At 35.6% G+C, this 24,557-nt stretch carries 24 protein-coding genes; 16 read left to right on the top strand and 8 right to left on the bottom strand.

Features of this window, described 5'->3' with window-relative positions:
* The first annotated feature begins 80 nt into the window (after nt 1-80).
* A complete protein-coding gene (gene glnA, locus BKH40_RS00490; protein ID WP_095275858.1) occupies nt 81-1,517 on the top strand; it encodes a type I glutamate--ammonia ligase in 1,437 nt (478 codons plus the stop codon).
* Nucleotides 1,518-1,640: 123 nt separating this feature from the next.
* Nucleotides 1,641-3,611: a tRNA uridine-5-carboxymethylaminomethyl(34) synthesis enzyme MnmG gene (locus BKH40_RS00485; protein WP_095275856.1), complete on the top strand. Its 1,971-nt coding sequence runs from the start codon at nt 1,641-1,643 to the stop codon at nt 3,609-3,611.
* Nucleotides 3,612-3,629: 18 nt separating this feature from the next.
* On the opposite strand, the gene BKH40_RS00480 is transcribed toward BKH40_RS00485, so the two are convergent.
* The 8 genes from BKH40_RS00480 to BKH40_RS00445 form a co-directional block, all read right to left on the bottom strand.
* A complete protein-coding gene (locus BKH40_RS00480; RefSeq protein WP_143428436.1) occupies nt 3,630-6,083 on the bottom strand; it encodes a PD-(D/E)XK nuclease family protein in 2,454 nt (817 codons plus the stop codon).
* A gap of 60 nt (nt 6,084-6,143) precedes the next feature.
* On the bottom strand, nt 6,144-7,499 hold the full coding sequence (locus BKH40_RS00475) for an FAD-dependent oxidoreductase (RefSeq protein WP_180675050.1): 1,356 nt from the start codon (nt 7,497-7,499) through the stop codon (nt 6,144-6,146).
* 6 nt (nt 7,500-7,505) lie between these two features.
* Nucleotides 7,506-8,216: an ABC transporter ATP-binding protein gene (locus tag BKH40_RS00470; protein ID WP_095275851.1), complete on the bottom strand. Its 711-nt coding sequence runs from the start codon at nt 8,214-8,216 to the stop codon at nt 7,506-7,508.
* An 8-nt stretch (nt 8,217-8,224) separates the two neighbouring features.
* On the bottom strand, nt 8,225-8,884 hold the full coding sequence (locus tag BKH40_RS00465; protein ID WP_095275849.1) for a protein-L-isoaspartate(D-aspartate) O-methyltransferase: 660 nt from the start codon (nt 8,882-8,884) through the stop codon (nt 8,225-8,227).
* A 5-nt stretch (nt 8,885-8,889) separates the two neighbouring features.
* The gene (locus tag BKH40_RS00460) at nt 8,890-9,639 is read right to left on the bottom strand and encodes a carbon-nitrogen hydrolase family protein (protein WP_095275848.1); all 750 of its coding nucleotides are present in this window, start codon (nt 9,637-9,639) and stop codon (nt 8,890-8,892) included.
* Nucleotides 9,626-10,663, bottom strand: a complete 1,038-nt coding sequence (locus BKH40_RS00455; protein ID WP_095275846.1) for a ribonucleotide-diphosphate reductase subunit beta — start codon at nt 10,661-10,663, stop codon at nt 9,626-9,628. Before BKH40_RS00455 ends, BKH40_RS00460 begins: the two co-directional genes overlap by 14 nt.
* A 120-nt stretch (nt 10,664-10,783) precedes the next feature.
* On the bottom strand, nt 10,784-11,365 hold the full coding sequence (locus tag BKH40_RS00450) for an LPP20 family lipoprotein (RefSeq protein ID WP_095275844.1): 582 nt from the start codon (nt 11,363-11,365) through the stop codon (nt 10,784-10,786).
* Nucleotides 11,366-11,543: 178 nt separating this feature from the next.
* The gene (locus BKH40_RS00445) at nt 11,544-12,299 is read right to left on the bottom strand and encodes a hypothetical protein (protein ID WP_095275843.1); all 756 of its coding nucleotides are present in this window, start codon (nt 12,297-12,299) and stop codon (nt 11,544-11,546) included.
* A 226-nt stretch (nt 12,300-12,525) separates the two neighbouring features.
* Here BKH40_RS00445 and BKH40_RS00440 point away from each other — a divergent pair, with 226 nt between their 5' ends.
* From BKH40_RS00440 to BKH40_RS00375, 14 genes are read left to right on the top strand one after another with little or no spacing between them, the layout of a single operon-like run.
* Entirely contained in the window at nt 12,526-14,283 is a 1,758-nt protein-coding gene (locus tag BKH40_RS00440) for a tetratricopeptide repeat protein (protein ID WP_095275841.1), read from the top strand.
* Nucleotides 14,273-15,001 carry a biotin--[acetyl-CoA-carboxylase] ligase gene (locus BKH40_RS00435; protein ID WP_095275839.1) on the top strand — a complete coding sequence of 243 codons (729 nt, stop codon included), beginning with the start codon at nt 14,273-14,275 and terminating at the stop codon, nt 14,999-15,001. The genes BKH40_RS00440 and BKH40_RS00435 overlap by 11 nt, the downstream gene beginning before the upstream one ends.
* Nucleotides 15,002-15,004: 3 nt before the next feature.
* A complete protein-coding gene (locus BKH40_RS00430; protein WP_095275837.1) occupies nt 15,005-15,832 on the top strand; it encodes an AAA family ATPase in 828 nt (275 codons plus the stop codon).
* Entirely contained in the window at nt 15,832-16,770 is a 939-nt protein-coding gene (locus BKH40_RS00425) for a ParB/RepB/Spo0J family partition protein (protein ID WP_095275836.1), read from the top strand. The genes BKH40_RS00430 and BKH40_RS00425 overlap by 1 nt, the downstream gene beginning before the upstream one ends.
* A gap of 53 nt (nt 16,771-16,823) precedes the next feature.
* Nucleotides 16,824-17,249: a hypothetical protein gene (locus tag BKH40_RS00420; protein ID WP_095275834.1), complete on the top strand. Its 426-nt coding sequence runs from the start codon at nt 16,824-16,826 to the stop codon at nt 17,247-17,249.
* A 9-nt stretch (nt 17,250-17,258) separates the two neighbouring features.
* Nucleotides 17,259-17,780 (top strand): hypothetical protein, encoded by a 522-nt coding sequence (locus BKH40_RS00415; RefSeq protein WP_095275832.1) that lies wholly within the window; start codon nt 17,259-17,261, stop codon nt 17,778-17,780.
* Entirely contained in the window at nt 17,780-18,313 is a 534-nt protein-coding gene (locus BKH40_RS00410; protein WP_095275831.1) for a F0F1 ATP synthase subunit delta, read from the top strand. Before BKH40_RS00415 ends, BKH40_RS00410 begins: the two co-directional genes overlap by 1 nt.
* A 27-nt stretch (nt 18,314-18,340) precedes the next feature.
* Nucleotides 18,341-19,852 carry a F0F1 ATP synthase subunit alpha gene (atpA, locus tag BKH40_RS00405; RefSeq protein WP_095275829.1) on the top strand — a complete coding sequence of 504 codons (1,512 nt, stop codon included), beginning with the start codon at nt 18,341-18,343 and terminating at the stop codon, nt 19,850-19,852.
* Nucleotides 19,853-19,864: 12 nt separating this feature from the next.
* Nucleotides 19,865-20,770 (top strand): ATP synthase F1 subunit gamma, encoded by a 906-nt coding sequence (gene atpG, locus BKH40_RS00400; RefSeq protein WP_095275827.1) that lies wholly within the window; start codon nt 19,865-19,867, stop codon nt 20,768-20,770.
* A 13-nt stretch (nt 20,771-20,783) separates the two neighbouring features.
* Nucleotides 20,784-22,193: a F0F1 ATP synthase subunit beta gene (gene atpD / locus BKH40_RS00395; RefSeq protein ID WP_095275825.1), complete on the top strand. Its 1,410-nt coding sequence runs from the start codon at nt 20,784-20,786 to the stop codon at nt 22,191-22,193.
* A gap of 16 nt (nt 22,194-22,209) precedes the next feature.
* The gene (gene atpC, locus BKH40_RS00390; RefSeq protein WP_095275824.1) at nt 22,210-22,593 is read left to right on the top strand and encodes an ATP synthase F1 subunit epsilon; all 384 of its coding nucleotides are present in this window, start codon (nt 22,210-22,212) and stop codon (nt 22,591-22,593) included.
* Nucleotides 22,594-23,160: a MotA/TolQ/ExbB proton channel family protein gene (locus tag BKH40_RS00385; protein WP_095275822.1), complete on the top strand. Its 567-nt coding sequence runs from the start codon at nt 22,594-22,596 to the stop codon at nt 23,158-23,160.
* Between the two features lie 11 nt (nt 23,161-23,171).
* Nucleotides 23,172-23,573, top strand: a complete 402-nt coding sequence (locus BKH40_RS00380) for a biopolymer transporter ExbD (protein ID WP_095275821.1) — start codon at nt 23,172-23,174, stop codon at nt 23,571-23,573.
* 26 nt (nt 23,574-23,599) lie between these two features.
* A complete protein-coding gene (locus tag BKH40_RS00375) occupies nt 23,600-24,556 on the top strand; it encodes a TonB C-terminal domain-containing protein (RefSeq protein WP_095275819.1) in 957 nt (318 codons plus the stop codon).
* Nucleotide 24,557 lies beyond the last annotated feature (1 nt).

Here is a 24,557-nt window from a genome sequence, read left to right as displayed (position 1 = left end):
GGGTACATGAGGCCTAATAAAATATATCCATTTGCTATACTTCCTTATTATCTAGAATATTTCAGCCTAAAGGAGACACAGTGAAAAACGATACAAAAAGTTTACTGGTAAAAGAATTTTTTGAATTTTGTAAGGAAAACGAAGTTGAGTTTGTAGATTTCCGTTTTACAGATATTAAAGGCACTTGGCATCATGTAAGCTTTTCTATGAGTGCGATTGATGAAGCTAGCTTTAATGGTCTTCCATTTGATGCTTCAAGTCTTCCAGCTTGGCAACCTATCAATAAATCTGACATGATACTTATCCCTGATCCAGTAAGATACTTTATGGATCCTTTTACTGCAGATTCTACAGTAGTGGTATTTTGTGACATATGGGATATATATAAAAATCAGCCTTATGAAAAGTGCCCTAGAAGTATGGCTAAAAAAGCTATGGAGCATCTAAGTAAAGCTGGCGTTGGTGATGTTGCCTACTTTGGTGCGGAAAATGAGTTCTTTGTCTTTGATGATATAAAGATTAGAGATTCTATAAACTGCCAGTACTATGAGATAGATACAGAAGAAGGCGAGTGGAATAGAGATAAAAGTATAAATGGCTCTCAAAACATAGGTCATAGACCAGGTACTAAAGGCGGTTACTTCCCAGTAGCGCCAACTGATTCCATGGTTGATATAAGAGCTGAGATGGTAAAAGTGCTTAATCAAGTAGGACTAGATACTTTTATAAACCACCACGAAGTAGGTCAAGCACAGTGTGAGATAGGTGTGAAGTTTGGCGACTTACTAGAAGCTGCTGATAACGTTCAAAAACTAAAATACGTTATAAAGATGGTAGCACACTTAAATGGTAAAACTGCAACCTTCATGCCTAAGCCACTTTATGGAGATAATGGAAGTGGTATGCACGTACATGCAAGTATTTGGAAAGATGGAAAAAATCTCTTTGCTGGTGATAAGTACCAAGGGCTAAGTGATACTGCCTTATACTTCTTAGGTGGAGTTTTAAAACACGCTAGAAGTTTGGCGGCTTTTACTAATGCTTCTACTAACTCTTATAAGCGTCTAATACCGGGCTTTGAAGCACCAAGCATACTTACTTACTCAGCACAAAACAGAAGTGCAAGCGTAAGGATCCCTTATAATCAAGGCGAGAAAGCTAAACGCATGGAGTTTAGATTCCCAGATAGTTCAAGCAACCCTTATCTTACCTTTGCTAGCTTGCTTATGGCAGGACTTGATGGTATAGCTAATAAAGTCGACCCGGGCAAACCTATGGATATAAACCTTTTTGAACTAAGTCTTGATGAGATAAGAGAAAAAGGCATAAAGCAACTCCCTCACACTCTAAGAAGTGCTATGGAAGAGATGCTTGCTGATAGAGCCTTTTTAAAAGTAGGAGAAGTTTTTACTGAAGAGTTTATACAAAGCTATAAAGACTATAAGTTTGAATCTGAGATCTGGCCTTGGGAAGCTAGGCCTCATCCTTTTGAGTTCATAAGCACTTATAGCTGCTAGTTTAAGCACTTTTAGATTCTATAGTTTTGTAGAATCTAAAAGCAACCCCCTTCTTCTTTGCCTTTTTTGACTATCCAGTCTATAATTTTGCTTCTTTGTTTTCTTCACTATTAAAGGTAAATAATGTCTAATGAATATGATGTAATAGTAGTTGGCGGTGGTCACGCCGGTGTTGAAGCTAGCTTTATGAGTGCTAAACTTGGTGCTAAAACACTTTTAATAACCCAGCTAATAGATAATATAGCCCTAGCTAGCTGTAACCCGGCAATTGGAGGGCTTGGTAAAGGCCATCTTGTAAAAGAAGTAGATGCTTTAGGTGGACTAATGGGCATCATAACTGATATAAGTGGCTTGCAATATAGAATCTTAAATGCAAGCAAGGGGCCAGCTGTGCGTGGCACAAGGGCACAAATCGATATGGATATATATAAAGCTACCGCAAGAGATATACTTTGTAAAACTCCTAATCTTTTTATAACCCAAGGTGAAGTCATAGAAGTCTTAGAAAAAGATGGCACTGCTTATGGAGTAAAAACAGCCTTGCAAAAGAGCTACCTTGCACAAAAAGTTATCATAACTTCAGGGACTTTTTTAAAAGGATTAATCCATATAGGAGAGAATAAATCAAGTAATGGTAGGGCTGGAGAAGGTGCAAGTAACGCCCTAAGTGATAGCCTTAAAAAGCTAGGCATCCCCCTATCTCGCCTTAAAACTGGCACTTGCCCTAGAATCTTAGGCAGCAGTATAGATAAATCTGGCTTAGAACAACACCACGGTGATGAAGTCACGCCATTTTTTAGCTTGCGTCTAGGAGCCCTGCTTGAAGGTATTAAGCTAGATGGTAATAGTGATAGTTTAAATGCTTTTATAGATAGCCTACTTAAAAAACGTATAGTAGATTCTAAATTTTCTCCAATCTCACTTCCTTGTTATGTAACTTATACTAATGAGACAACCCACAAGCTTATAGAATCAAACTTCCATCGTGCCCCACTTTTTACCGGTCAGATAGAAGGAGTAGGCCCAAGATACTGCCCAAGCATAGAAGATAAGATAAACCGCTTTAGGGAAAAAGAGCGTCATCAGCTTTTTATAGAGCCTCAGACTATCAATGCAAGTGAGTACTATATAAACGGTCTTAGCACTAGCTTGCCTTATGATGTCCAAGAAGAGATAATCGCCTCTTTGCCCGGTCTTAAAAACGCCCACATCACTCGCTTTGGCTACGCTATAGAGTATGACTTCTCACAGCCTTTAAACTTAAAGCACACTTTAGAATCTAAGATAGTAAAAAACCTCTATCTTGCCGGTCAGATAAATGGCACAACAGGCTATGAAGAAGCAGCAGCCCAGGGTCTTATGGCTGGACTTAATGCAAGCTTATCCTTGCAGACAAAAAGCTTTCCTCTTAAAGAGGTCATCTTTACGCGAAGTGAGGGCTACATAGGAGTTATGATAGATGACCTTGTGACTAAAGGGACTAATGAGCCTTACCGTGTTTTTACTTCAAGGGCTGAGCATAGACTGCTTTTAAGAGAAGATAACGCTTGCTTTAGGATGAAAGAAGTAGCCTTTAAGCTTAAGCTTTTAGATGAAAAGATACTAGATAGACTTAAGCAAGATGAGAGTGACTATGAGGCTAACGTCTATCTTGTAAATGAGACCATAACTCCTAGCAAAGAGACTTTGCAGTTTTTAGATTCTATAGGCGAAGAACCAATAGCCAATAAGACTATACTAGGTCAAGTTATGAAGCGAGATTCTATGAGTTTAGAAAAACTAAAACTGCTTAACCCCGCCTTTAAACAGCTTAGTAATCGCACTTTAGAACAACTTCAGATTTTTGCAAAGTATGATAGCTATATACAAAAACAAGTCGCCCTTATCGCAAGGAGTGAAAAGACTTTAAAGCTTAAGATTCCAAGCGACTTTAGGTTTGAAGGGATATCATCTTTAGGGCTTGAAGCAAGGCAAAAGCTAAGTGAAGCTAGACCTACTACCCTAAAAGAAGCAAGCCTTATAAGCGGTATAACCCCAGCTGATATAGAAGTGCTAGAGCTTTATATAACTATAAAGCATAAAAGTGCTAACTAAGACTTAAGTGATGGAATCTTAGATTCCACAAAGCTCTTGAAACTCGCAGTAATCACACGATTTTAAGCCCTTATCATCATTAGTTATAACATCTTTTGGTGCTTTTCCTTTTGCTGCATAAGCTAGTTTTAGTCTAAGTGCCTTATTGCTTTCCCAACTTTTTTCATCTTCAAATATAGGGATATTTTTAGTGCCTAACTCTTTGATGCACGTAACTATCATCTCTTTGTAGGCTTCTATAACATAAGCTGGCACTTCTTGATAGGTCGTCTTACTATCTAAAAGTATGTAGTAGTAAAACTCTAAGTTATAGTTTTTATACTCTTTTAAACACTCCAAATGCTCTATACAAAGACTATAAAAAGCAAGTTGAAAAGGGTCTTGCTTAGTGTTCTTGCTTAGCTTGTAATCTATGATACGTAAAGTATCGCCAAGTCTATCTATCCTATCTATCTTGCCACTAACTTCCTTATCTAGCAAGCTACCGCAAAACTCCTTTTCTAGTGCTAAGATCTCTATACCTTCTTGAAATCTCTTTGCTTCCAATGTAAAAAAGTTTTGCATAAAAAAAAGATACTTTTTAGTTTCAAACTCATCTATAGATTCCAAATGGCCTATATCAAGCTTGCTTTCTAGGGTCTCTTTTATCTTTTTAGCATCTATGTTATCTTTAGTCTTTAAGTCTAAGAAACACTCTTCAAGTGCAGCGTGGATATTTATACCAGCCTTTAGACTTTCACCTGCTTCTTGCCTTAAATCTTCAATATATCTATAGTAAAACTTCCTTGTGCAGTCTTTATAAGTCTTTAGGCTACTAGCACTTATATGTGTGTACTTATAGGCCTTAAACTCATCTTTTATATAAGTAAGACTATCTTTACTATTAAGATCTAATACGTTTAAGTAGCTAAGGTCTTTTGCTTCTTTAGTCTCTAGTCCAAGCTCTTCTAGCATAAGGCTGCCCATGCTTTCATCGTTTTGCAAGAATGAGACTTTAAGGTCTTTTGCATTATGAAAGATTCCAAGATAGTGGTGTTTTTGTAGGTTTTGCTTATCTTCTATAGTTGGAATCTTATTAAGTGCTCTCAAGCGGGAGTTTAAAAATAGATCTTGGGAGTTTACATTTGGAACGAAGTTAGTGCTAAAGTCAACAAGCAAGGCTTTTTTGAGTTTGATATTTCTAGTTTCTAATACACCTATAACTTTTATAGGCCCACCGTTTACATCACTTAGTCTAAGTGTTAAAAGCTTATCTATAAATCTTTTTAAGAGTAGATTAAAGTTTGTATTTTTTAGAATCTTAAAAAGTGCGTTTAGCTCACTTAAGACATCTATAGCTTGTTTTAAAATCTCACCTTCAAAAAGATTCTGTAATAAAACTTCTAAAGACTTAATGTTAAAGTCAAAGATAGAATCTTTTACTTCCTTATCGTAAAACTTATGCTTAAAAAGCCCATCTTCTTTTTCTAAGCTTAAAAAGTCAGCACAAAGCTCTTCAAAGTACAAAAAAGCTTTAGTGCTAGTTAGCTCCCTCCCCCTAGCAAAGTTAAAAATCCTCTCATCATCATAGACTTCTAAGTGCCTTGTGAAGTCTTCATTACAAAGGATTATCGCATAGTCGTTTTCACTAGTACCCTCTTCTTTTATCTCTTTTAACCAGCTATAAGCCTCTTCAAGGCAAAACGCTACTTGATGAACTTCACTACTTGCACTAAAAAGACTTACGTTTTTAAAACTAGTATCTAAAGTGCTTTTTTTAGAATCTAGCTTAGTAGTTCTAAGATTATAAGCGTATTTATAATTGACTTCTAGTTTGTGGGGTATAAACTTAAAGTGATTTATGTTAAATCTATCAGTTTCAAAGTATAAAAATACATTTTTTTTGCTAGCTATCTTTTGTAAGATTTCAAGCTCTAGGGGGGTTATAAAGCCTTCTAGCTCTATATGAAAGTTTTCAAAACTATCTATATAGCTTGTAAGAAGTGTGTAGCCTTCATAGATTCCATCACTTAGGCTTAGCCTTGTTAATGCCTCTTGATAGTTTTTATAAACCTCTTCTACTATCTCAAGATGTAAAGTATAGTCTCCATAAACATCACTTAAGGCTATATTTTTTAGATCTTTTAGGCTTAGCTTATGACTTCTTATCTCATCTAAAAAGTTTAGTAAAACATCGGAGTTTTCAAGATAGGAGATAAAGCTATATTCAAAACCACATAGCTTAGAACTTTTTGACTTCCCAAGCTTATATAAGGCATCTGCTAGCAAAAAGTTTCTTAAAGATTTTGGTATCTCTGGAAGGGGTGCATAGGCTACTTTTTTGAAAAACTCACCTAAAAGCACGGTTTGAGGAAGGAAGGAGTTAAGATTTGTCGTCTCTAGGTTTTCATACTCAAAAAGCTTAAAGTTAGTAAGACTTAAGTCTTGCTTGTAAAGCTTGCTTTTTATAAAGTGCGTATAAAACGCACTCATAGAACGTCCACTTGAAAAAACAAAAAGAGTTTTTAAAGAATCTATATTAAACAATCTAGGCTATTTAGATTCTAACTCTACTGGATTTAGCTCTTCTAAGAATCTAACCTTATCAAACTTCTTATTTAGATAGCTAGTTATCTCTTGACTGTCTATAAAGGCATTTTGCAGGCAAGATGTAGCACCCGGACTTGGGGTCATGTTAAAAGTTACACCTTTGCCACTTTTTATCTTCTTCTCACCAAGTTCAAGCTTCATATTTTTTCTATCAAGCACTTGAGGTCTAACCTCACCAAAACCTTTAGCGTAGGTTAGGTCTTTTAGTCTTAAAGTCGGGATTATCTTTTGGGCATCTTTTAAAAACATCCTTATGCCAGAAAAAGGTAGCTCAAAGGCCATATTTCTAAATACATAATCCCTTATCTCTTTATCTTTTAATAAATCAAACATAATGCTTATAGCTTCTTTATTTAAGTCTAAGTCTACAAGCTCCCAGCCTATCTTTCCAAAAAGATGCTTACTTCTTTCAAGTTTTGGCATGGCAAGTGCTGTTGGCCCTATCCTAGTTTTACCATGTATTGCAACATCTGGGTCGCCATGCAAGGCAGCAAAAGGAAGTTTTGGGTTTTGCACACCATAAACTTTACCTTTTAGTAAGTCTGGTACAAAGTAAAAGCTACCAGCAACTGGCAAGCAGCCCAAATCCATGCCATAACCCATACTTTGTGCTATAGGTAAAGAGTAGCTTCCAGCATTAACCAAAACAAACTTTGCGTGCAAGCACTCGCCATTAGCAGCGATTATCTGAAAACCGTCTGTAACTTCTTTTATCTGCTTTACTTTGAAGTTTAAAAATATCTCATTTTTTGGATTTTTAAGCTTGCCTTTTTGTGCGAAGTGCTCAGTTAAAAGCTCATAATTCATAGCACACCAAGCTTCTTCATATCCACTAGCCATAACGTTTTCTGGTCTATCTTTGCCATCTTTGCCTTCAATTACCTTAGGCTCTAGCTTTTTTATATCTTCTTTAGTAAAAAGCTTAAGTCCCGGGAAAACTTCTTCAAAAGGAAAGTGCCTATCTTGTATAAACTGACACTCATGATCGCCTACGCCTATAGCCATTTTTTGGTTTTTAAATATGACTTTATTTTGCAAGTTCTCTCTTAAGGCAAAGTTTTTTACCTTATCAGCTGCTAACTTCACCACCCTAGCTTTTTCTACTTTATAGTTTGTTTCTATGGATCCATCATGTATGGTTTGGGAGTTTGCTTTAGAGCTAGAACTGATACTAGCAAGTTTTGCTTCTTTTTCTACTATAGCTATGCTATCTAAGTCTGAATACTCGCTTAACGTGTAAAAAGTGCTAGCCCCACTAACACCGCCGCCTATAATGACTACATCAAAACTGTTCATAATCCATCCTTAATTCATCCTTAGATTTTTTTCAAACATATCAACTTCACATATAGCTTGACCATGTTTTAAAATGTCTCGTGAAACTTCATGACTAAGCACTGCTCTATTAACATGTAATATCCTAGTAGCATACTCAAGGGTTATAGAAATGTCATGACTGATAACTATTATAGTATGTGTATTATTAATTTCTTTTAACAATCTATAAATTTCAACCTGCGATTTAGCGTCTATATTAGAGGTTGGTTCGTCCAAGATTAGCACTTTTGGCTTTGATACTAAGGCTCTTGCTATAAAAACTTTTTGCCTTTGCCCACCGCTTAAAAAGCCTATCTTTTCATTTCGTAAATCATAAAGTTTTAAATCTTTAAGTATCTTTTCTACACACTCTTTTTGTATTTTAGTAAGCCTTACTCCAAAAAAGGTACTTCTCAAAAAACCCATCTCAACTACTTTGCTAACTGATATGGGAAAATCTAGATTTATATTAGTATTTTGTGCAACATAGCCAATCTTACCTTCCATATTCCACTTAAGACTACCAGAATCTGGCTTTAAAAGCCCAAGCATAAGTTTAGCTAGAGTGCTTTTACCCCCACCATTAGGCCCTATCACTCCTAAAAACTCTTTATCTTCCACATCAAAAGATACATCTTTAAAGATGTACTCACTACCATACTTAAAGCTTAGGTCTTTAACTTCTAGAATCTTATGCACAAGTTAGCCTATAAGGACTTTGCTATACCACTTAAAAGCGGCACAAACTCACAAGTTTCTAACTCCTCTTCTTTAATCCCAAAGTCTTTTTTTACAAATCTTGATATAACTTGCTTCTTACCTTTTTGCAAAGGCGCTACTAATATACCGCCAACTGCTAGCTGAGAAAATAGGGTCTGAGGCACGCTACTAGCACAGGCTGAAAGCAAGATTCTATCAAAGGGCGCAAAGCTAGCCCACCCTAGGCTTCCATCATCTAGCTTAATGTTTACATTCATAATATTAAGCTTAGCTATTCTAGCTCGCGCTTCATTGTATAAAGATTCTATCCTCTCTATACTAAAAACACGTCTTATAAGCTTGCTTAAAACACAGGCTTGATAGCCACTTCCAAGCCCTATTTCTAATACATTATCAGGTTTTTGCAAAGCTTCTTTTACATCATAGCCCATTAAATAATTACTCATCTTAGCCACAGTTAAAGGAGAGCTTATCCACTGTTCACTCCCTAAAGGCAAAGCATCCACACTAAAGGCTTTATGTCTTAAAGCGTCTGGTATAAAAACTTCTCTGTTTACATTTTTTATAGCACTTAAGACTTCAGGGCTAAACCCTTCGCCTTTTCCGTTAAACTCTTTTAGCATTAGCTCATTTTGCAGTTTGTACATTTTTCTTATAAATCTTTTTTACTAACTTGGTTTAAGCCAACATCTATATAGCTTCTCATCTTTTGGCATTCATTTAAGTCTATAGTAGAAGTTACTATATCTTTCTCGTCATTTTTAAAAACTAAGCCAAAAGGACTTATTATTGAACTGCCTTGTGCTACGTCTTTATTACCACTAAGGCTAGAGACTACAAAGCATTGATTAGCAATTGCCAAGGCACGGCAAAGTGTTTCAAACTGCGTTTTCCTCTCCTTACCCCAAAGGGCTGGAACAAAGATGATATCAGCTCCTCTAAGCTTTTGCCAAAGGTCTATAAATCTAAGCTCAAAGCATATAAGACTTGCACAAGTGACCCCATCAATCTTAAAAAATCTTATATCTTCTACCTTCCCACTTTTAAAGTAAACATGCTCCTTGCCCAAGCAAAAAAGCTTAGCTTTTTTCTGTATATAGATGATGCTTCCTTCATGAAAAACATTTAAAACATTAAAGTACTCACCATCTATCTTTTCTATCATAGTGATAAGTAAGGTTTTAAACTTAGAAAGATCAAGTAAGGATTTTTTGGCTTCTATACTAAAGTTACTAGCTTCTTCCATGCGTTCATAGCTAAAGCCAGTTAAGTAGACTTCACTTACTAAGTTGATACTGCCTTCCTCACAAAGTGCTAGCTTATACTCTAAAAGCTCTAAGTTAGTCTTAAAGTCTCGCTTAGTTTCAAGTTGTAGGGAGTTTAGCGTCCTAAAAGTCGTCAAAGTTTATACTCCCTTTTGCATAGTTAGTAACTCTGGCTTCAAAAAAGTTACTTCGTTGGTCATTAAAACTAGAAAAGTCATCAACCCATTTTAGCGGGTTAGTGGTTCTATTATACATTTTTTTAAAGCCAACTGCAGCTAGTCTTTTATCGGCAAGATACTCAATATACTCTCTTATAAGCTCTGAAGTAAGTCCTAAAATCTGCCCTTGGGTTATGTACTCTCCCCACTCAGATTCTAAGTTTACTGCCTTTTCAAACATCTCATATACATCATCTTTTAGTGCAGTTGTAAAAAGATCTGGTCTTTCTTTTTTAAGACTGTTTATAAGGTTTTGGAAGATTAGAAGATGTGTTATCTCATCTCTTTGGATAAAGCGTATCATCTGGGCACTTCCTAGCATCTTTCCACTTCTTGCTAGTGTATAAAAGTAGCAAAAGCCACTATAAAAATAGATTCCTTCTAAGATCTGATTAGCAAACATAGCTTTTACTAGATTGGTCTCTGTAGGGTCGCTAGCTAGTTTCATATAGACTTCAGCTATGGCGTCATTTTTATGTTTTAACTCCATATCAGTTCGCCACATCTCATAGATCTCAGTTGTATTAGCCGAGATAGATTCTACCATTACAGCATAGCTTTGAGAGTGAAGGGCTTCTTCATAGGCTTGTCTAACTATGGCTAGGTTTATCTCTGGGCTAGTCATAAAGGGATTAATGTTATCTATTAGGTTATTAGTCTGTAAGGAATCCATAAATATAAGCTGGGCTAAGGCTCTATCATAGCCTAGCTTTTCTTGAGGAGTTAGTCCATCGTTGTAGTCTCTTTTATCAACGTTCATATTCACTTCTTCTGGAAACCAAGTATTAGCAAGCATTTTTTTCCACAAGTCATAAGCCCACTGATACTTAATCTGAGTTAACTCAAACATCGCTGTTGGATTCCCACCAAAGATTTTTCTGTCATTGACTGTTTCTTTGGAATCTGGATTGTAGATCTGTTTACGTTGTACTGTATTTGGCATATTCTTTCCTTAAAAGTAATTGCATATTAAAGCATTGATTATTTACTTGTAGCTTAGGGCACAAAGTCCCTAGTTGCTAGCTTTATTAAAAGCTAGCATGTAAGATTTTAGTAATAGCTTTTAGTTTGCAACAGGTGCTGCTACATTAACTGGAGCTTGAGAGTTAGTACTAGGGCTTTTTTTAGTGCCATCTATCATCTCATCTACTGCTTCAGATACTGCTTTTGCTGCTGTTATATCTATTAGCTTTGCTTGCTGTAAGTTTTTAGTTATAAGATCTGTATCTAGTTTTTGAACTTCTACTAAAACCCAAACTGTATTGGCATCTTTATCTACATAAAAGTTAGTTCTTTTAGCACCACCAAGGTCTTTAGAGACAGTTGTTCTTATAGCTGTTATAGTTTGTTCATCTGTATTACCTAGGCCATCTTGATTCCTTAAAAGCTTACTTGTTTGTTCTATCTTAGTGGCTATGCTTTGGGCTATTTGTACCCTTGCTTTCATAGTCGCTATATCCATAGCGGCTGAAAAGTTATTGCCAATAGGTGCGCTATCTACTGCTGCAAGTCCTGCTGGAGTTTGATTAACCCAAGAAGGAGCGTTTGTAGAAACTGGCATGTTATTAACCTTACTAGCACAACCTGCTAGTATAAATAAAGCACCAACTGTAGCAACTATAAAATAAGAAAATTTATTCTTCATGCCTTTATCCTTGTAACTTAGAAATTTTATGATCTAGTATATTAACCAAAGCTCTCATAAAAACAGCTTTAGTGCTAGTAATATCAAAGCTTAGTCATGTCCTAAAAGAGGAGGCAACAAGCATGACTATAAGCCTTATAGGATAAAGGTAAAGCTAAAGACTATTAAAGTTATAAACTTAGTTAGTGCTATCAGAAGTAGAAGAGTTAGTGTTTTCAGAATCTTTATTAAAGTCTTTATCAGACTTCACGGCTGGATTAGCAAGTATTGGATTAATGATAGTAACGGGGCTAGAAGCTGGACTTAAGACTAAAGACCCACTTCCTTTTGTGGCCCCTTGTGATGTTGATGGCATAGCTGGGTTATAAGTAGCTACTGGGTTGTAGTTAGAAGCTGGCTCTATACTTACTTGCTTGCTTATTTGCATATTTGCTTGTCTAATCTTTTGTTCGCTTAAAGCCTGTCTTTCTTTTTTAAGATTAGAGTAAAAAAGATCCCTATCAAAGTTTTTTAGTCTTACTAAAACCCAAACTATCTTATTAGCACTATCTATATAGTAGTTAGTTCTAACCGCATCTGGAAGACTAACTGAGACAGTATTTTCAAATCTATTATTAGCATTTTCTTCTACGTTACCACTTACATCTGCATCACTACTTACCTTAAAGGTACCTTTTATATTTGAGATAAGATTTTGTGCTATTTGGAATCTAGCTTTGTTTGTAGCTATGTTCATAGCATTAGACAAGGAGTTACCAATAGGAGCACTATCTACTGCTGAAAGACTATCTGGTATATCTTTGACCCATGAAGGGACGTTGTTTAAAAGTGTCGCTGCTGAAGGCGTTATATTATTAGCCTTAGTGGCACAACCTGCTAGTACTATGACCGCTCCAACTGAAACAAATAGAAAATATAGAAATTTACTTCTCATTTTTTAACCTTTAGTATTAAAATATATGTGAACTATGCTACCTGATAAAATTAGAGTTACTGGCGAGTTGTTTTTTTTTTTTTTATTAAAAAAGTAAATTTTTTTATTCATTTTTGATGTATAAGTAAAAAGTTTATTAACTTTTTTACTTTTAAAACTTTAATAAATCTTAACTTTTTAAATTCTTTGCATTATATAAATAGATATTGTAGATATAAGGTTAACTATGAGTGAAAGTTATCTAACTCTAGCAAGAGTAGCTTTTAATGAGAATAATTTCAAAGACTGCCTAAGCTACTGCTTAGAGATTCTAGCTAACGATAAAGATAGTATAGAGGCTTGGAGCTTGTGTGCTTTTTCTTGTGAGGAGCTAGGCCTTAGGGCTAAGGCTATAAGCTACTTAGAGCATGCTTTAAATATGTTAGATAAAAAAGATCCTAGATATCTAGCTTTTGGCATAAGCTTAGGAGAGCTTTATAGGAGGGACTTAGCTACTTTAAAAGCCCTAGCCTTGCTAAACTCCTTCCTGCCACTAGAAGATGCAAATCTTCACTTCAATATAGCAAAGTGCTATGCAGACTTACAAGACTATGAGCTTTCTATCAAGCACTATATAAAAGTTATAAAGCTTAATCCAAATGATGTAAGTGCACTTTTTAACCTAGCCAACAAGCAACAAAGCATAGGTTCAAAAGAAGCACTTTACTACTACAAGCTAGCCTATGAAAAAGGTCACATAAACTCTGGCATCAACCTTGCTTATATGTATGTAAGTCTTGATATGCTTGAAGATGCCAGTAAGCTATATGCTGAGTTAAAAGAGATAGCAAAAGATGACTTTAACTTCTGCTTTAACTATGCTAACTTTTTACGCTACACCTTAGACTTTGAAAAAGCACTTATCTGGTATCAAAAAGCTATCTTTTTAAATCCCAATCCAATCTATAAGATAAACCTCTCTTATCTCTTATTAAGTCTAAATCGCTTTAAAGAAGGTCTTTTACTCTATGAAGAAAGAGAGGCTTTTTTAAGCACTAATACCTCTTTAACTAATGGCAACTTTTATCAAAAGTTCTATAGGCATATCTTACCTTTAGCACTTATAGAATCTAGTGCTAGGCTAAAAGACTACCTAGCAGATAAAGATGTGCTTTTATATCACGAACAAGGTTTTGGTGATAGCATAATGTTTGCTAGATTTATAGAATCTTTTAAGTGTAAGAGTTTACAACTACTTGTAGCCTCTGAGTTAGTCTCTCTTTTTAAAAACCTAGCTAGCGTTGTTAGTAATGCTGAATCCAACTTAAAGCACTTTGATGTAAGCCTGCCTTTACCAAGCCTTGCTTTTTTGTGTGTAGAGGAAAAAAGTGATGTCTTAAAACCTCTAGATGCCTTTTCTTCAAAGCTTTTTAAAACTAGACCTGCTGGTTTAGATTCTAAGTCTAGTGAGGCAGAAGCTTTAAAAAAAGCCCTAGATTCTAAGACTTTTAAAGTGGGACTTAACTTCACTTCAAACTCAAACTTTGAGCAAGGAGCACAAAAGTCTATCTACCCCTCTACTCTTTTAAAAAGCCTGCCAAAAAGCGAGCACATTAGCTACTTTAGCCTGCAGTATGAAGGCTTAGAGCCCAGTCTTGCAACTAGTTTTAATGTAACAGACCTAGCCCCTTTTATAAAAGACTTTAGCCAAAGTGCCTACTTTATAGAAAAACTTGACTGTATAGTAAGTATAGATTCTGCTTTGCTTCATCTAAGTGCTAGTCTTAAAAAGCCAACTATAGCTTTGCTTTATAAAAGGCATGATTGGCGATTTGGTGCTTTAGGTAGTAAAAAAGAAGTCCTTGCAAACACTTGGTATCAAGAAAACTTCTACCAACTAACTCAAAGCACACTTTCTAACTGGGATAATGTGCTTAGCAAACTTCACTCCTTGCTGCTAGAGTTAAGCACAAATCACACATCAGGAAAGCCTCATGCAACTTAAGTACTTTACTTCCATCCCTTCTACCCAGCTTCAACTACTAGATGATATAAAAGCTAGTCTTATAACAAAAAGTGCTTTTTATCTAAGCTTTAATCAAACTAGTGGCATAGGCTCAAGGGGTAACTCTTGGCAGAATGTAGAATCTGGAATCTATCTAAGCTTTTGTGTTGAGATAAAAAATCTTGACCCTGCTATACCGCCAGCTTCTTTTTCTATATATATGGGGCGTTTGCTGCTTGAAGCTGTTTTGAGATTTAATAAAGACGTATGGCTAAAGTGGCCTAATGACTTCTACTTAGAAGATAAAAAAGTAGGCGGGCTTATAAGTCAGAAAACTTCAAAGTTTTTAGTTGTTGGTCTTGGACTTAATATAAAAGATACTAGCTTTGGAGGACTGGGGCTTCCAAGACAAGATTCTATAAACTTAATTGTGGAGATTTTAAAAGAGATAGGGCTAAAAGATACTAGTCTAGTTAAAAGTTTGCTTTCTAAAGATAGCCCTTCTAGCTTTGACATAAAGTCTTTAAGCGATGAAAGAGTTTTCTTAACAGAAAAGAACTCATGGAAGGATATTTTCAGCAAGTATAGGTTAGAATTTTCAAGAAATAGAGCCTTCAGTACTCACTCTAAAAACGGTGTGATATCCCTGAAAGATAGCGTTCTTTTGGATGATGGTTCTATCCAAATAGGACAAGATTTTTATTACAGCATGAGGTAGATTATGGCAGAAGTTATAGTAGTAGCAAACCAAAAAGGTGGTGTGGGAAAAACAACTACCGCCGTCAATCTCGCAGCAAGCTTGGCAAACGCTAGCAAAAAAGTCTTACTTGTAGACTTTGACCCTCAAACTAACGCAACAACTAGCCTAACAACTAGCTTAGGCTGCAAAGACAGTAACGTAGAGTACAACATGCTGCATGTCTTACTTGGCAACATAAGCTTAGAAAAAATCTTACTTGATACGGATATACCGGGCTTAAAGCTAGCGCCTTCAACTCCACATCTAGTAAGCATAGAGCAAGACTTCTATATAGCCAAAAAAAACCAAAGAGAGTACATGCTAAAAGGATGCATAGAAGAAGTTAGAAAAAACTTTGACTTTATCATCATAGATACGCCTCCAGCCCTTGGACCTCTAACTATAAACGCTTTAAGCAGTGCAGATTCTATAATCGTTCCTGTGCAGTGTGAGTACTTTGCCTTGCAAGGACTATCTCAACTTATAAATACAGTAAGGCTTTTACAGATAACTAACATTAACCCCCACCTTAGGATAATGGGCTTTTTGCCAACTATGTTTTCTAACACTAACAACTTATCAAAAAATGTATATGAAGACTTATGTAACCACTTTTCAGGTCAGTTTTTTATAGATTCTAAAGGCACTAAAATCTCCATACCTAGGAATATAAAACTAGCTGAAGCACCAAGCTTTGGAAAGCCTATATCTCTATATGATAGTAAATCAGCTGGGAATCTAGCCTATACTAATCTTGCCCATGCCATATTAGGCTTACATAATAAGCGAAGTGGAACAGTACACGCATAATGGCAAAAAAGAAAGCTTTGGGTCGTGGGCTTGGGGACTTGCTAGGCGATGCGGATGAGTTTTATAAAGAAGTATCACAAAGCATAAAGCCTTTTGATCTAGATATAAACCTAATAAAGCCAAATCCAAAACAGCCAAGAGTAAACTTTGATGAAGAAAGCCTAAAAGAGCTTGCAGATTCTATAAAAGAGCACGGACTACTTCAGCCAGTCTTAGTTTATAGAGATGAAGATGGCTATGCTTTAATAGCAGGCGAAAGAAGACTTAGGGCTTGTAAAAAACTAGGTCTAAAAAGCATTAAAGTAATAATTTTAGAAGATGTAAAAGAAGAATTACTAGGCGAGCTAGCCTTAATAGAAAATATACAAAGAGAGAATCTAAACCCAATAGAGCTAGCCTTAAGCTATAAAGCCTTATTAGATGAGCACAACTTCACTCATGAAAAACTTGCTCAAAAGATAAAAAAGTCGCGTGCACAGATAACTAATACTCTTAGAATCTTAGAGCTAGATGAAAAAACTAAGCAGCTTTTAATGCAAGGCAAACTAACTCAAGCACATGCAAAAGTTATAGTTGGACTAGATAAAGAAGATGAAGACTTTCTGGTTAAAAAGATACTTAGTGAAGACCTAAATGTAAAAGAAACTGAAAAGATAGCTAGAGAGCTAAAAAGTGGTGAGTTTTGGGAGCAAAATAGCTTAGATGAAGATAATATAGAGATAGATAAAAAAAAGTTAAGTAAAAGTAAACTTTATAGCAAAAATAAGCTAAATGAAATATTAAACAAAGCTGATAGTGCTAGCTTAGAGCAACTACTAGTTGCCTTTAAAAGCTTAAGTTTCAAGGCTACTTTAAAGAAAGATTCTATAACTATAAACCTATCAAACCCTTCTGACACACAAAGACTAATGAAAATCATTCAGGCTAATATTAAGTAATTTTTGCTAGAATATAGCCCAGTCATCTTACACATCACAATATAAGGGTGCAAATGCAAATCGAACCTAATATATACGTCATGGTGCTTGTTTTCATAGTATTTTTGATAACTATGTACCTAATGAACAAATTCGTCTTCAAACCTATGATAGGCTTTATGGATAAAAGAGATGAACATATAAAACAAGACCTAGTAGACGCACATAAAAACCAAGATGAGATAACAGCTATAGAGAAAGAAACTCAAACCATACTCCAAGAAGCTAAGCATCACTCGCATATGCTGATAGAAACAGAAACTAAAAAGGCAAAAGATGAGGCTAACGCAGCCATAGAAAAGGCTTTAGAAGAAAACAAAGCTAAGCTTGATTCCTTTAAAGCTAGCCTTCGTGAGCAAAAACCCCTTTTGAAAGCTAAGATTAAAGAACACTTAGTGGGCTTAGATTCTATGCTAAGCAATAAAATTAGAAATATATAAGGAGGGTTAATGTTTAAAATAGCTGTAATTCTTGCTTGTTTTAGTTCCGCTTTTATATTTGCCGCTGATCATCCTATGATAGTTTCACATACTGATATCACACCTAGACTTATGAACTTTATACTATTTATCATCTTACTATGGTTTTTAGTAGCAGATAAGTTTAAAGTTATATTAAAAGATAGAAGAGAAGGCATACTAAAACAACTAGAAGATGCTCAAAGTCAAAGTGAAGATTCTAAAGAAAGACTAAAAAAAGCGCAGTTAAAACTGCAAGAAGCAAAAACTCACGCTGAAGAGATAGTTATCACTACTCAAAAAGAAGTTCAGATCATGGCTGAACACATAAACGCTAAAACTAAAGAGCAAATAGAGCATATAGCAAAAGCTAATCAAGAAGCTGAAGACTTTGAATACAAAGCCTTTGAAAAAGCCATAATCGCAGAGATACTACAAGAAGCATTTAACAGTAAAGAGATGGAGTTAGATATCTCTGACTATCTAAACATCCTAGATAGAAAGGTCGCTTAATGCAGTTAAACGTAGTGGCAAGAAAATATGCCAAGGCCATAGTAGCTAGCTGTAATGAAGATGAGCTAAAAGATATGTATCTTAAACTCAAAGAAGTTTCTGGTGCTTTTGAGCTTGAAAAGTTCTGCACTATCATACATTCACATGCTGTGCTAAAAGAAGAAAAGATTAAGCTAGTGCTTTCACTTGCTAGCAGTGAAAATGATAAACTAGAAAATCTATTAGTACTTTTAACTACAAATAATCGCTTAGAGCTTATACCATTTTTAGTTGTAGAGTTGAAACACTTCATAGATTCTAAAAATAGACTATATGATGGAGTTTTACATGTAAATAAAAAAGTAAGTGGAACCGTATTAGAAAGCCTTAAGCTAAATGTAGAAAAAAGGCTTAATATAACCCTTAATCTAACCCAGTCAATAGAGCCAGTAGAAAGCATAAAGCTAAGTGTTGTTGATTTAGGTGTTGAGATCGCCTTTTCAAAAGAACGCTTTGTACAAGAAATGCAAAACTACATATTAAAAGCTATTTAACCTAAAATTAAACTCAAAGGAACAGTTATGGTGACAACAAAACTCAAGCCAGAAGAAATCAGCTCTATCATAAAAGAAAGGATAGAAAGCTTTGATTTACAAATAGACATAAGTCAGACTGGTAAAGTTATAAGTTATGCTGATGGCGTTGCCAAAGTATATGGATTAAACGATGTTATGTCTTATGAAATGGTAGAGTTTGACACCGGAGAAAAAGGTCTAGCATCTAACTTAGAAGAAGGTAGCGTTGGTGTTGTTATCTTAGGTGATGGAAAAGGCATAAAAGAAGGCACCTCTGTAAAAAGACTAGATAGGCTTATGAAGATTCCAGTTGGGGATGCTGTTATAGGTAGAGTTATAAACACTATAGGTGAGCCAATAGATGGCAAAGGTAGTATAGAAGCTACTGAGTATAGATTTATAGAACAAAAAGCACCCGGTATCATGGATAGAAAAAGTGTTAATGAGCCTCTTCAAACAGGTATTAAAGCAATTGATGCTTTAGTTCCTATTGGTAGGGGTCAAAGGGAGTTAATAATTGGCGATAGACAAACTGGTAAAACTACAGTTGCTATCGATTCTATTATCAACCAAAAAGGGCAAGATGTTATCTGTATCTATGTAGCTATAGGGCAAAAAGAAAGCACAGTAACCCAGGTTGCTAGAAAGCTAGAAGAACATGGCGCTATGGACTACACTATAATAATTGATGCACCAGCTTCTAGTTCTGCAGCTATGCAGTATCTTGCCCCTTATACTGGTGCAACTATAGGTGAATATTTTAGAGACAACAAAAGACATGCCTTAATCATATATGATGACCTTACAAAACACGCTATAGCTTATAGGGAGATGAGTCTTATCTTAAGAAGACCTCCTGGAAGAGAAGCCTACCCTGGAGATGTATTCTACATACACTCTAGACTATTAGAAAGAGCAGCTAAGTTAAGTGATGAGTTAGGTGGTGGTTCTCTAACTGCACTTCCTATTATAGAAACACAAGCGGGCGATGTTTCTGCTTATATCCCAACTAATGTTATATCTATTACAGATGGTCAGATATTCTTAGAGACTGACCTTTTCTTCTCGGGTATCCGCCCTGCTATTAACGTTGGATTGTCAGTTTCTCGGGTTGGTGGTGCAGCTCAAACTAAAGCCATAAAACAAGTAGCTGGTACTTTGAGACTAGATCTAGCACAGTTTAGGGAGCTTCAGTCTTTTGCACAGTTCGCCTCTGACTTAGATGAGGCAAGCAGAAAGCAGCTTGAAAGAGGTCAAAAGATGGTAGAGGTTTTAAAGCAAGGGCCTTACTCGCCAGTACCACTAGAAAACCAAGTTGTAATAATCTATGCAGGTACTAGGGGATTTTTAGATTCCATACCTACTAAGAAGATAGTTACTTATGAGAGTGAGTTGTATGCATTTTTAGAAGCTAGCTATCCAAATATACTAAAAAGTATAAGAGAGAAAAAAGTTTTAGACAAGGATGTTGAAGCTCAGTTAGATACCGCACTACAAGAATTTAATAGTAACTTTTAATAAGGCATAGCGATGGCAGTAGGATTAAAAGATATAAGAAAAAAGATTGCTAGTGTCAACAACACTAAGAAAACAACAAGGGCTATGAAATTAGTTTCAACTTCAAAGCTTAGAAAGGCACAAGACTTAGCCCTTAGATCTAAAGTGTTTGCAGATAGGCTAAATGAAGTCTTTATGGACATGATGAGACGTATGAAACATAGTGGTCTTGATCATATAGATAGTAAGTTTTTTGATGCTACTAGAAAATCTAATGTCACTTCAGCAGATATTATTTTTATAACTGCAGATAAGGGACTATGTGGTGGTTTTAATAGCATGACTATAAAAGAAGTACTAAAACTAAAAGATGAGTATGAACAACAACACGTCAAAGTTAGGCTTCACTGTATAGGAAAAAAAGGTGGATCTTTTTTCCACTTTAATCAAATCCCACTTACAACAAATATAAACGATCTAAGTTCAGCACCAAACTATGACAAGGCAAGAGAGTTTATTACGGATATTATCAATGAGTACCTTGAAGAAAAAACAGATGAAGTGACTATAGTTTATAACGGCTTTAAAAGTTTAATATCCCAGCAGTTAAAAGTATCAAAGATACTTCCTTTTGCTGCACATATTAATGCAGTTAAAATTGAAAATGCAGAATTTGAAGTATTAAACATTGAGCCAGAAGATGAAGAAAACTTAGTTTTAGATCAGCTTGCAACAAAGTACATAGAGTACAACATGTACTATGCTTTAATAGATTCTTTAGCAGCTGAGCATAGTGCTAGGATGCAGGCTATGGATGCAGCTACTAATAATGCTAATGACTTAGTAAAGTCTCTTACTGTATCTTATAACAAGGCAAGACAAGAAAGTATTACAACAGAGCTAGTAGAGATAAATGCTGGCGTGGAAGCAATGAAATAAAGGATAAATGAATATGGGAAAAATAGGAAAGATAACACAAATTATGGGTCCGGTGGTAGACGTTGAGTTCCAAGGCTACCTACCAAACATTAACGAAGCACTAGATGTTACTTTTGACGTAGATGGTGTGGAGAAAAAGCTAGTTTTAGAAGTAGCAGCCCATTTAGGTGATGATGTAGTAAGAACTATAGCTATGGATATGACAGAGGGTCTAACGCGTGGTCAAGAAGTATCAGCAAGAGGCGCTATGATAGAAGTCCCAGTTGGCGAAGAAGTCCTAGGTAGGATTTTTAATGTTATAGGTGAAGTAGTAGACCACGGAAAGCCAGTAGAAGCTAAAACTAAATGGCCTATACATAGAAGTGCCCCATCTTTTGAAGACCAAAGCACAAAAACTGAGATGTTTGAAACTGGTATAAAAGTAGTTGACTTACTAGCACCTTACTCAAAAGGTGGTAAAGTTGGGCTATTTGGTGGTGCTGGAGTTGGAAAAACAGTTGTTATCATGGAGCTAATCCACAACGTTGCTTATAAACATAGTGGTTATTCAGTCTTTGCTGGTGTTGGAGAAAGAACTCGCGAAGGTAACGACCTTTACCATGAGATGAAAGAAGGTGGGGTTTTAGATAAAGTTGCCCTATGCTACGGTCAGATGAATGAACCACCAGGTGCTAGAAACAGAATAGCTTTTACAGGTCTTACTATGGCTGAATACTTCAGAGATGAGATGGGACTAGATGTGCTTATGTTTATAGATAATATTTTTAGGTTTGCACAAAGTGGTTCTGAGATGTCAGCTTTACTTGGACGTATACCATCTGCTGTTGGTTACCAACCAACACTTGCAAGTGAGATGGGTAAACTCCAAGAGAGAATTACTTCAACCAAAAAAGGCTCTATTACCTCAGTTCAAGCTGTATATGTACCAGCGGATGACTTAACTGACCCAGCACCTGCGTCAGTTTTCTCCCACCTTGATGCAACAACTGTTTTGGACAGAAAGATAGCTGAAAAAGGAATATATCCAGCCGTTGACCCACTAAACTCTTCATCTAGGATACTAGATCCAAGAGTTATCGGTGATGATCACTACAATATAGCAACGGGTGTTCAACAACTACTTCAAAAGTACAAAGACTTACAAGACATCATAGCGCTTTTAGGTATGGATGAGTTAAGTGAAGAAGATAAGATGACAGTTGAGCGCGCAAGAAAGATAGAAAAGTTCCTATCACAACCTTTCTTCGTAGCAGAAGTTTTCACAGGCACACCGGGTAAATATGTACCACTTAATGAAACCTTAGAAGGCTTTAAGGGAATCTTAGATGGAAAATATGATGAGATACCAGAGAATGCTTTCTATATGGTAGGAAATATAAAAGAAGTCTTACAAAAAGCCGAAGCTATGAAAAACCCAAAATAACAAAAAGGCTAAAGCGATGAATGATTTAACCTTAGCACTCGTTACCCCATATGGAGAAATGTTTAATGGTCCTATTAAGCATGTATATCTACCGGGAAAAGAAGGTGAGTTTGGCGTGTTAAAAGGACACTCTGATCTCTTGGCTTTATTGACCACTGGTATAGTTGAAATAGAGCATCTTGATGGATCTACTGAGTTAGTAGCCATAAACTGGGGTTATGTAGAGATATCAAACAATCACGTAAACGCACTAATTGATAGTGCCGTGTGTTTAAAAAGCAAAGATAACTCTCAGATATCTGAGTTCTTAAAAGATGCAAAAGCCTTACTGGAATCTGCAACTAGTGATAAATTATTAATAGCAAATGCTATGCATAAACTTGAAGTGGCTTCTAAATAAATGGAATCTATTATTAATTTTTTTGCTACTAGTAGCATAATCACTATTTTGGTAATCATATGGCTTTCTATCTACTTCATAGCTACTTTTTGGCTTTTTATATACAAGTGGTTCTTGATAAAAAATGTTAAAGATAGAGAAAATCTTTCATTAGAGATGCTACTAACTGGTAATATTTTCTCACCCAAAAGTGCAGTTTTTAACAATCTTAAAAACGATGCCCCTCTTTCTAAAGAGATGTTAAGTGTTTGGAAGAATCAGATTCTAAAAGCCTCTAGTGCTGGCTTCACCTTTTTAAGTGTAGTTAGCTCAACTGCACCTTTTATAGGACTTTTTGGAACAGTAGTTGAGATATTAGATGCTTTTTCAAAACTAGGTGTAAGTGGAAATGCTACTTTTGACGTTATAGCACCAGTTATATCAAAAGCTCTAGTTGCCACAGCTTGTGGAATCCTAGCAGCCATACCAGCCTACTCTTTTTACTTAATCCTAAAACGCAAACTTTTAGAACTATCAGTTCTGCTTCAAGCACAAGCTGACATATCTTTAAACATCAATAAAAGATAGTTGTGTAAATCATGCAAGATGAACTATTTGAGTGGGATGAAAAACCTGAGTTAAACATCACTCCACTGGTTGATATTATGCTAGTTCTACTAGCTATCCTTATGGTAACAACCCCTACTATAGTCTATAAAGAAAGCATCAACTTGCCTCATGGCTCCAAGACCCAAAAGGCAAATGATTCTGATATGCTAGTTGTTAGGATGGATAAAAATAAAAAAATCTATATGGGTAAAGATACCTATAACTTCTTATCCTTCCCAGATAACCTAGCTTTAAAATCAAAAAGCTATGATAAAACTAAGCAAGTATATATAAGGGCAGATAAGTCTATAGCTTATGGTGATGTAGTGTTTTTACTAAAGGTCTTAAAAGATGTTGGTTTTAGCAAGGTAGCCTTGGTCACAAGCGACTAAGGGCAAAAGGTTAAGGTATAAGTGTAATGGATAAAGATATAGATCTAAGCTTGCTATCACCACATCCAAAGCAAAATCTTTCTAATGGTAATCTTTTTAGTAAGAAAAATATAACTAATCCCCTTTTGTGTCTAATAAGCGCTATAAGTTCAGTTATCATTTATGTGCTAATAGTATTTTTTTTGGTTATAGCAAGTATTAATTTTTATAAAGTCCAAAAGTTAAAGCACTACTCTGATAAGTCTGAGATTGATGTTTTTAGCAATATGCCACCTGAAGAGTTAAAACAAAAAAGCTTAGAAGTTAGTTCACTAACTCCTCAAAGTGTCTTACCTAAAGTACAAAACACCCCTGAAGACAAAGATATATCCTTGCCAACTCCACCTAAGCCTTCTATAAATTTAAGTGATATGTTTGCAAATATTCCAAGTTCAGATATCCAAGAAAGACTTAAACAAGATAGGTTAAAAAAACAAGAAGAGTTACAAAAACAGCAAGCCGAACAAAGACTAAAGGCACAGCAAGAGTTAGAAGCTAGAAGAAAACAGCAACAAAAAGAGTTAGCAATCTTACAGCAGCATAATCTTGCCTTACAAGAAACTATAAAAAATGTCTCAGCCACTAGCTCAACTTTAAATCAAAAAGTAAAAGATAGCCTATCTTTGAATCTAAAAGTTGACAAAAGTGCTAATATTGCCCCAGATCAAAAAGGTATTTATGATAAGTGGTATGCAGAAGTACAAAACCTAATCTACTCAAAGTGGAACTCTAACTTCTATGAGCAAGCAAAGCTTAGTGCAAGAGTATCTATAGATAGCGAGGGTCACTTCAGATATATGTATCTAGAATCTAGATCAGATAGTGATGAGTTTAATACTAAAACCATTAACTTTTTGCAAAGCTTGCAGAGTGTACAATTTCCAAAACCGATAAATGGTCGCGTAGAAATAATCATAAACTTTGTAACTAAAATAAACAACTAAA

This window comes from Helicobacter sp. 11S02629-2 (assembly GCF_002272875.1).
In the GTDB taxonomy this organism is placed as follows: domain Bacteria; phylum Campylobacterota; class Campylobacteria; order Campylobacterales; family Helicobacteraceae; genus Helicobacter_I.
Note: the sequence above shows the minus strand (reverse complement) of the source record. Positions and strands in the feature narration are given on the sequence as shown.

Coding starts and splice junctions, on each gene's coding strand:
- atpG (WP_095275827.1), top strand. CDS start 19,865: ATGGCAGTAGGATTAAAAGATATAAGAAAAAAGATTGCTAGTGTCAAC.
- BKH40_RS00485 (WP_095275856.1), top strand. CDS start 1,641: ATGTCTAATGAATATGATGTAATAGTAGTTGGCGGTGGTCACGCCGGT.
- atpA (WP_095275829.1), top strand. CDS start 18,341: ATGGTGACAACAAAACTCAAGCCAGAAGAAATCAGCTCTATCATAAAA.
- BKH40_RS00430 (WP_095275837.1), top strand. CDS start 15,005: ATGGCAGAAGTTATAGTAGTAGCAAACCAAAAAGGTGGTGTGGGAAAA.
- BKH40_RS00380 (WP_095275821.1), top strand. CDS start 23,172: ATGCAAGATGAACTATTTGAGTGGGATGAAAAACCTGAGTTAAACATC.
- BKH40_RS00425 (WP_095275836.1), top strand. CDS start 15,832: ATGGCAAAAAAGAAAGCTTTGGGTCGTGGGCTTGGGGACTTGCTAGGC.
- BKH40_RS00450 (WP_095275844.1), bottom strand. CDS start 11,365: ATGAAGAATAAATTTTCTTATTTTATAGTTGCTACAGTTGGTGCTTTA.
- BKH40_RS00435 (WP_095275839.1), top strand. CDS start 14,273: ATGCAACTTAAGTACTTTACTTCCATCCCTTCTACCCAGCTTCAACTA.
- BKH40_RS00385 (WP_095275822.1), top strand. CDS start 22,594: ATGGAATCTATTATTAATTTTTTTGCTACTAGTAGCATAATCACTATT.
- BKH40_RS00410 (WP_095275831.1), top strand. CDS start 17,780: ATGCAGTTAAACGTAGTGGCAAGAAAATATGCCAAGGCCATAGTAGCT.
- BKH40_RS00465 (WP_095275849.1), bottom strand. CDS start 8,884: ATGTACAAACTGCAAAATGAGCTAATGCTAAAAGAGTTTAACGGAAAA.
- BKH40_RS00480 (WP_143428436.1), bottom strand. CDS start 6,083: ATGAGTGCGTTTTATACGCACTTTATAAAAAGCAAGCTTTACAAGCAA.
- atpC (WP_095275824.1), top strand. CDS start 22,210: ATGAATGATTTAACCTTAGCACTCGTTACCCCATATGGAGAAATGTTT.
- BKH40_RS00455 (WP_095275846.1), bottom strand. CDS start 10,663: ATGCCAAATACAGTACAACGTAAACAGATCTACAATCCAGATTCCAAA.
- BKH40_RS00420 (WP_095275834.1), top strand. CDS start 16,824: ATGCAAATCGAACCTAATATATACGTCATGGTGCTTGTTTTCATAGTA.
- BKH40_RS00440 (WP_095275841.1), top strand. CDS start 12,526: ATGAGTGAAAGTTATCTAACTCTAGCAAGAGTAGCTTTTAATGAGAAT.
- BKH40_RS00375 (WP_095275819.1), top strand. CDS start 23,600: ATGGATAAAGATATAGATCTAAGCTTGCTATCACCACATCCAAAGCAA.
- BKH40_RS00445 (WP_095275843.1), bottom strand. CDS start 12,299: ATGAGAAGTAAATTTCTATATTTTCTATTTGTTTCAGTTGGAGCGGTC.
- atpD (WP_095275825.1), top strand. CDS start 20,784: ATGGGAAAAATAGGAAAGATAACACAAATTATGGGTCCGGTGGTAGAC.
- BKH40_RS00415 (WP_095275832.1), top strand. CDS start 17,259: ATGTTTAAAATAGCTGTAATTCTTGCTTGTTTTAGTTCCGCTTTTATA.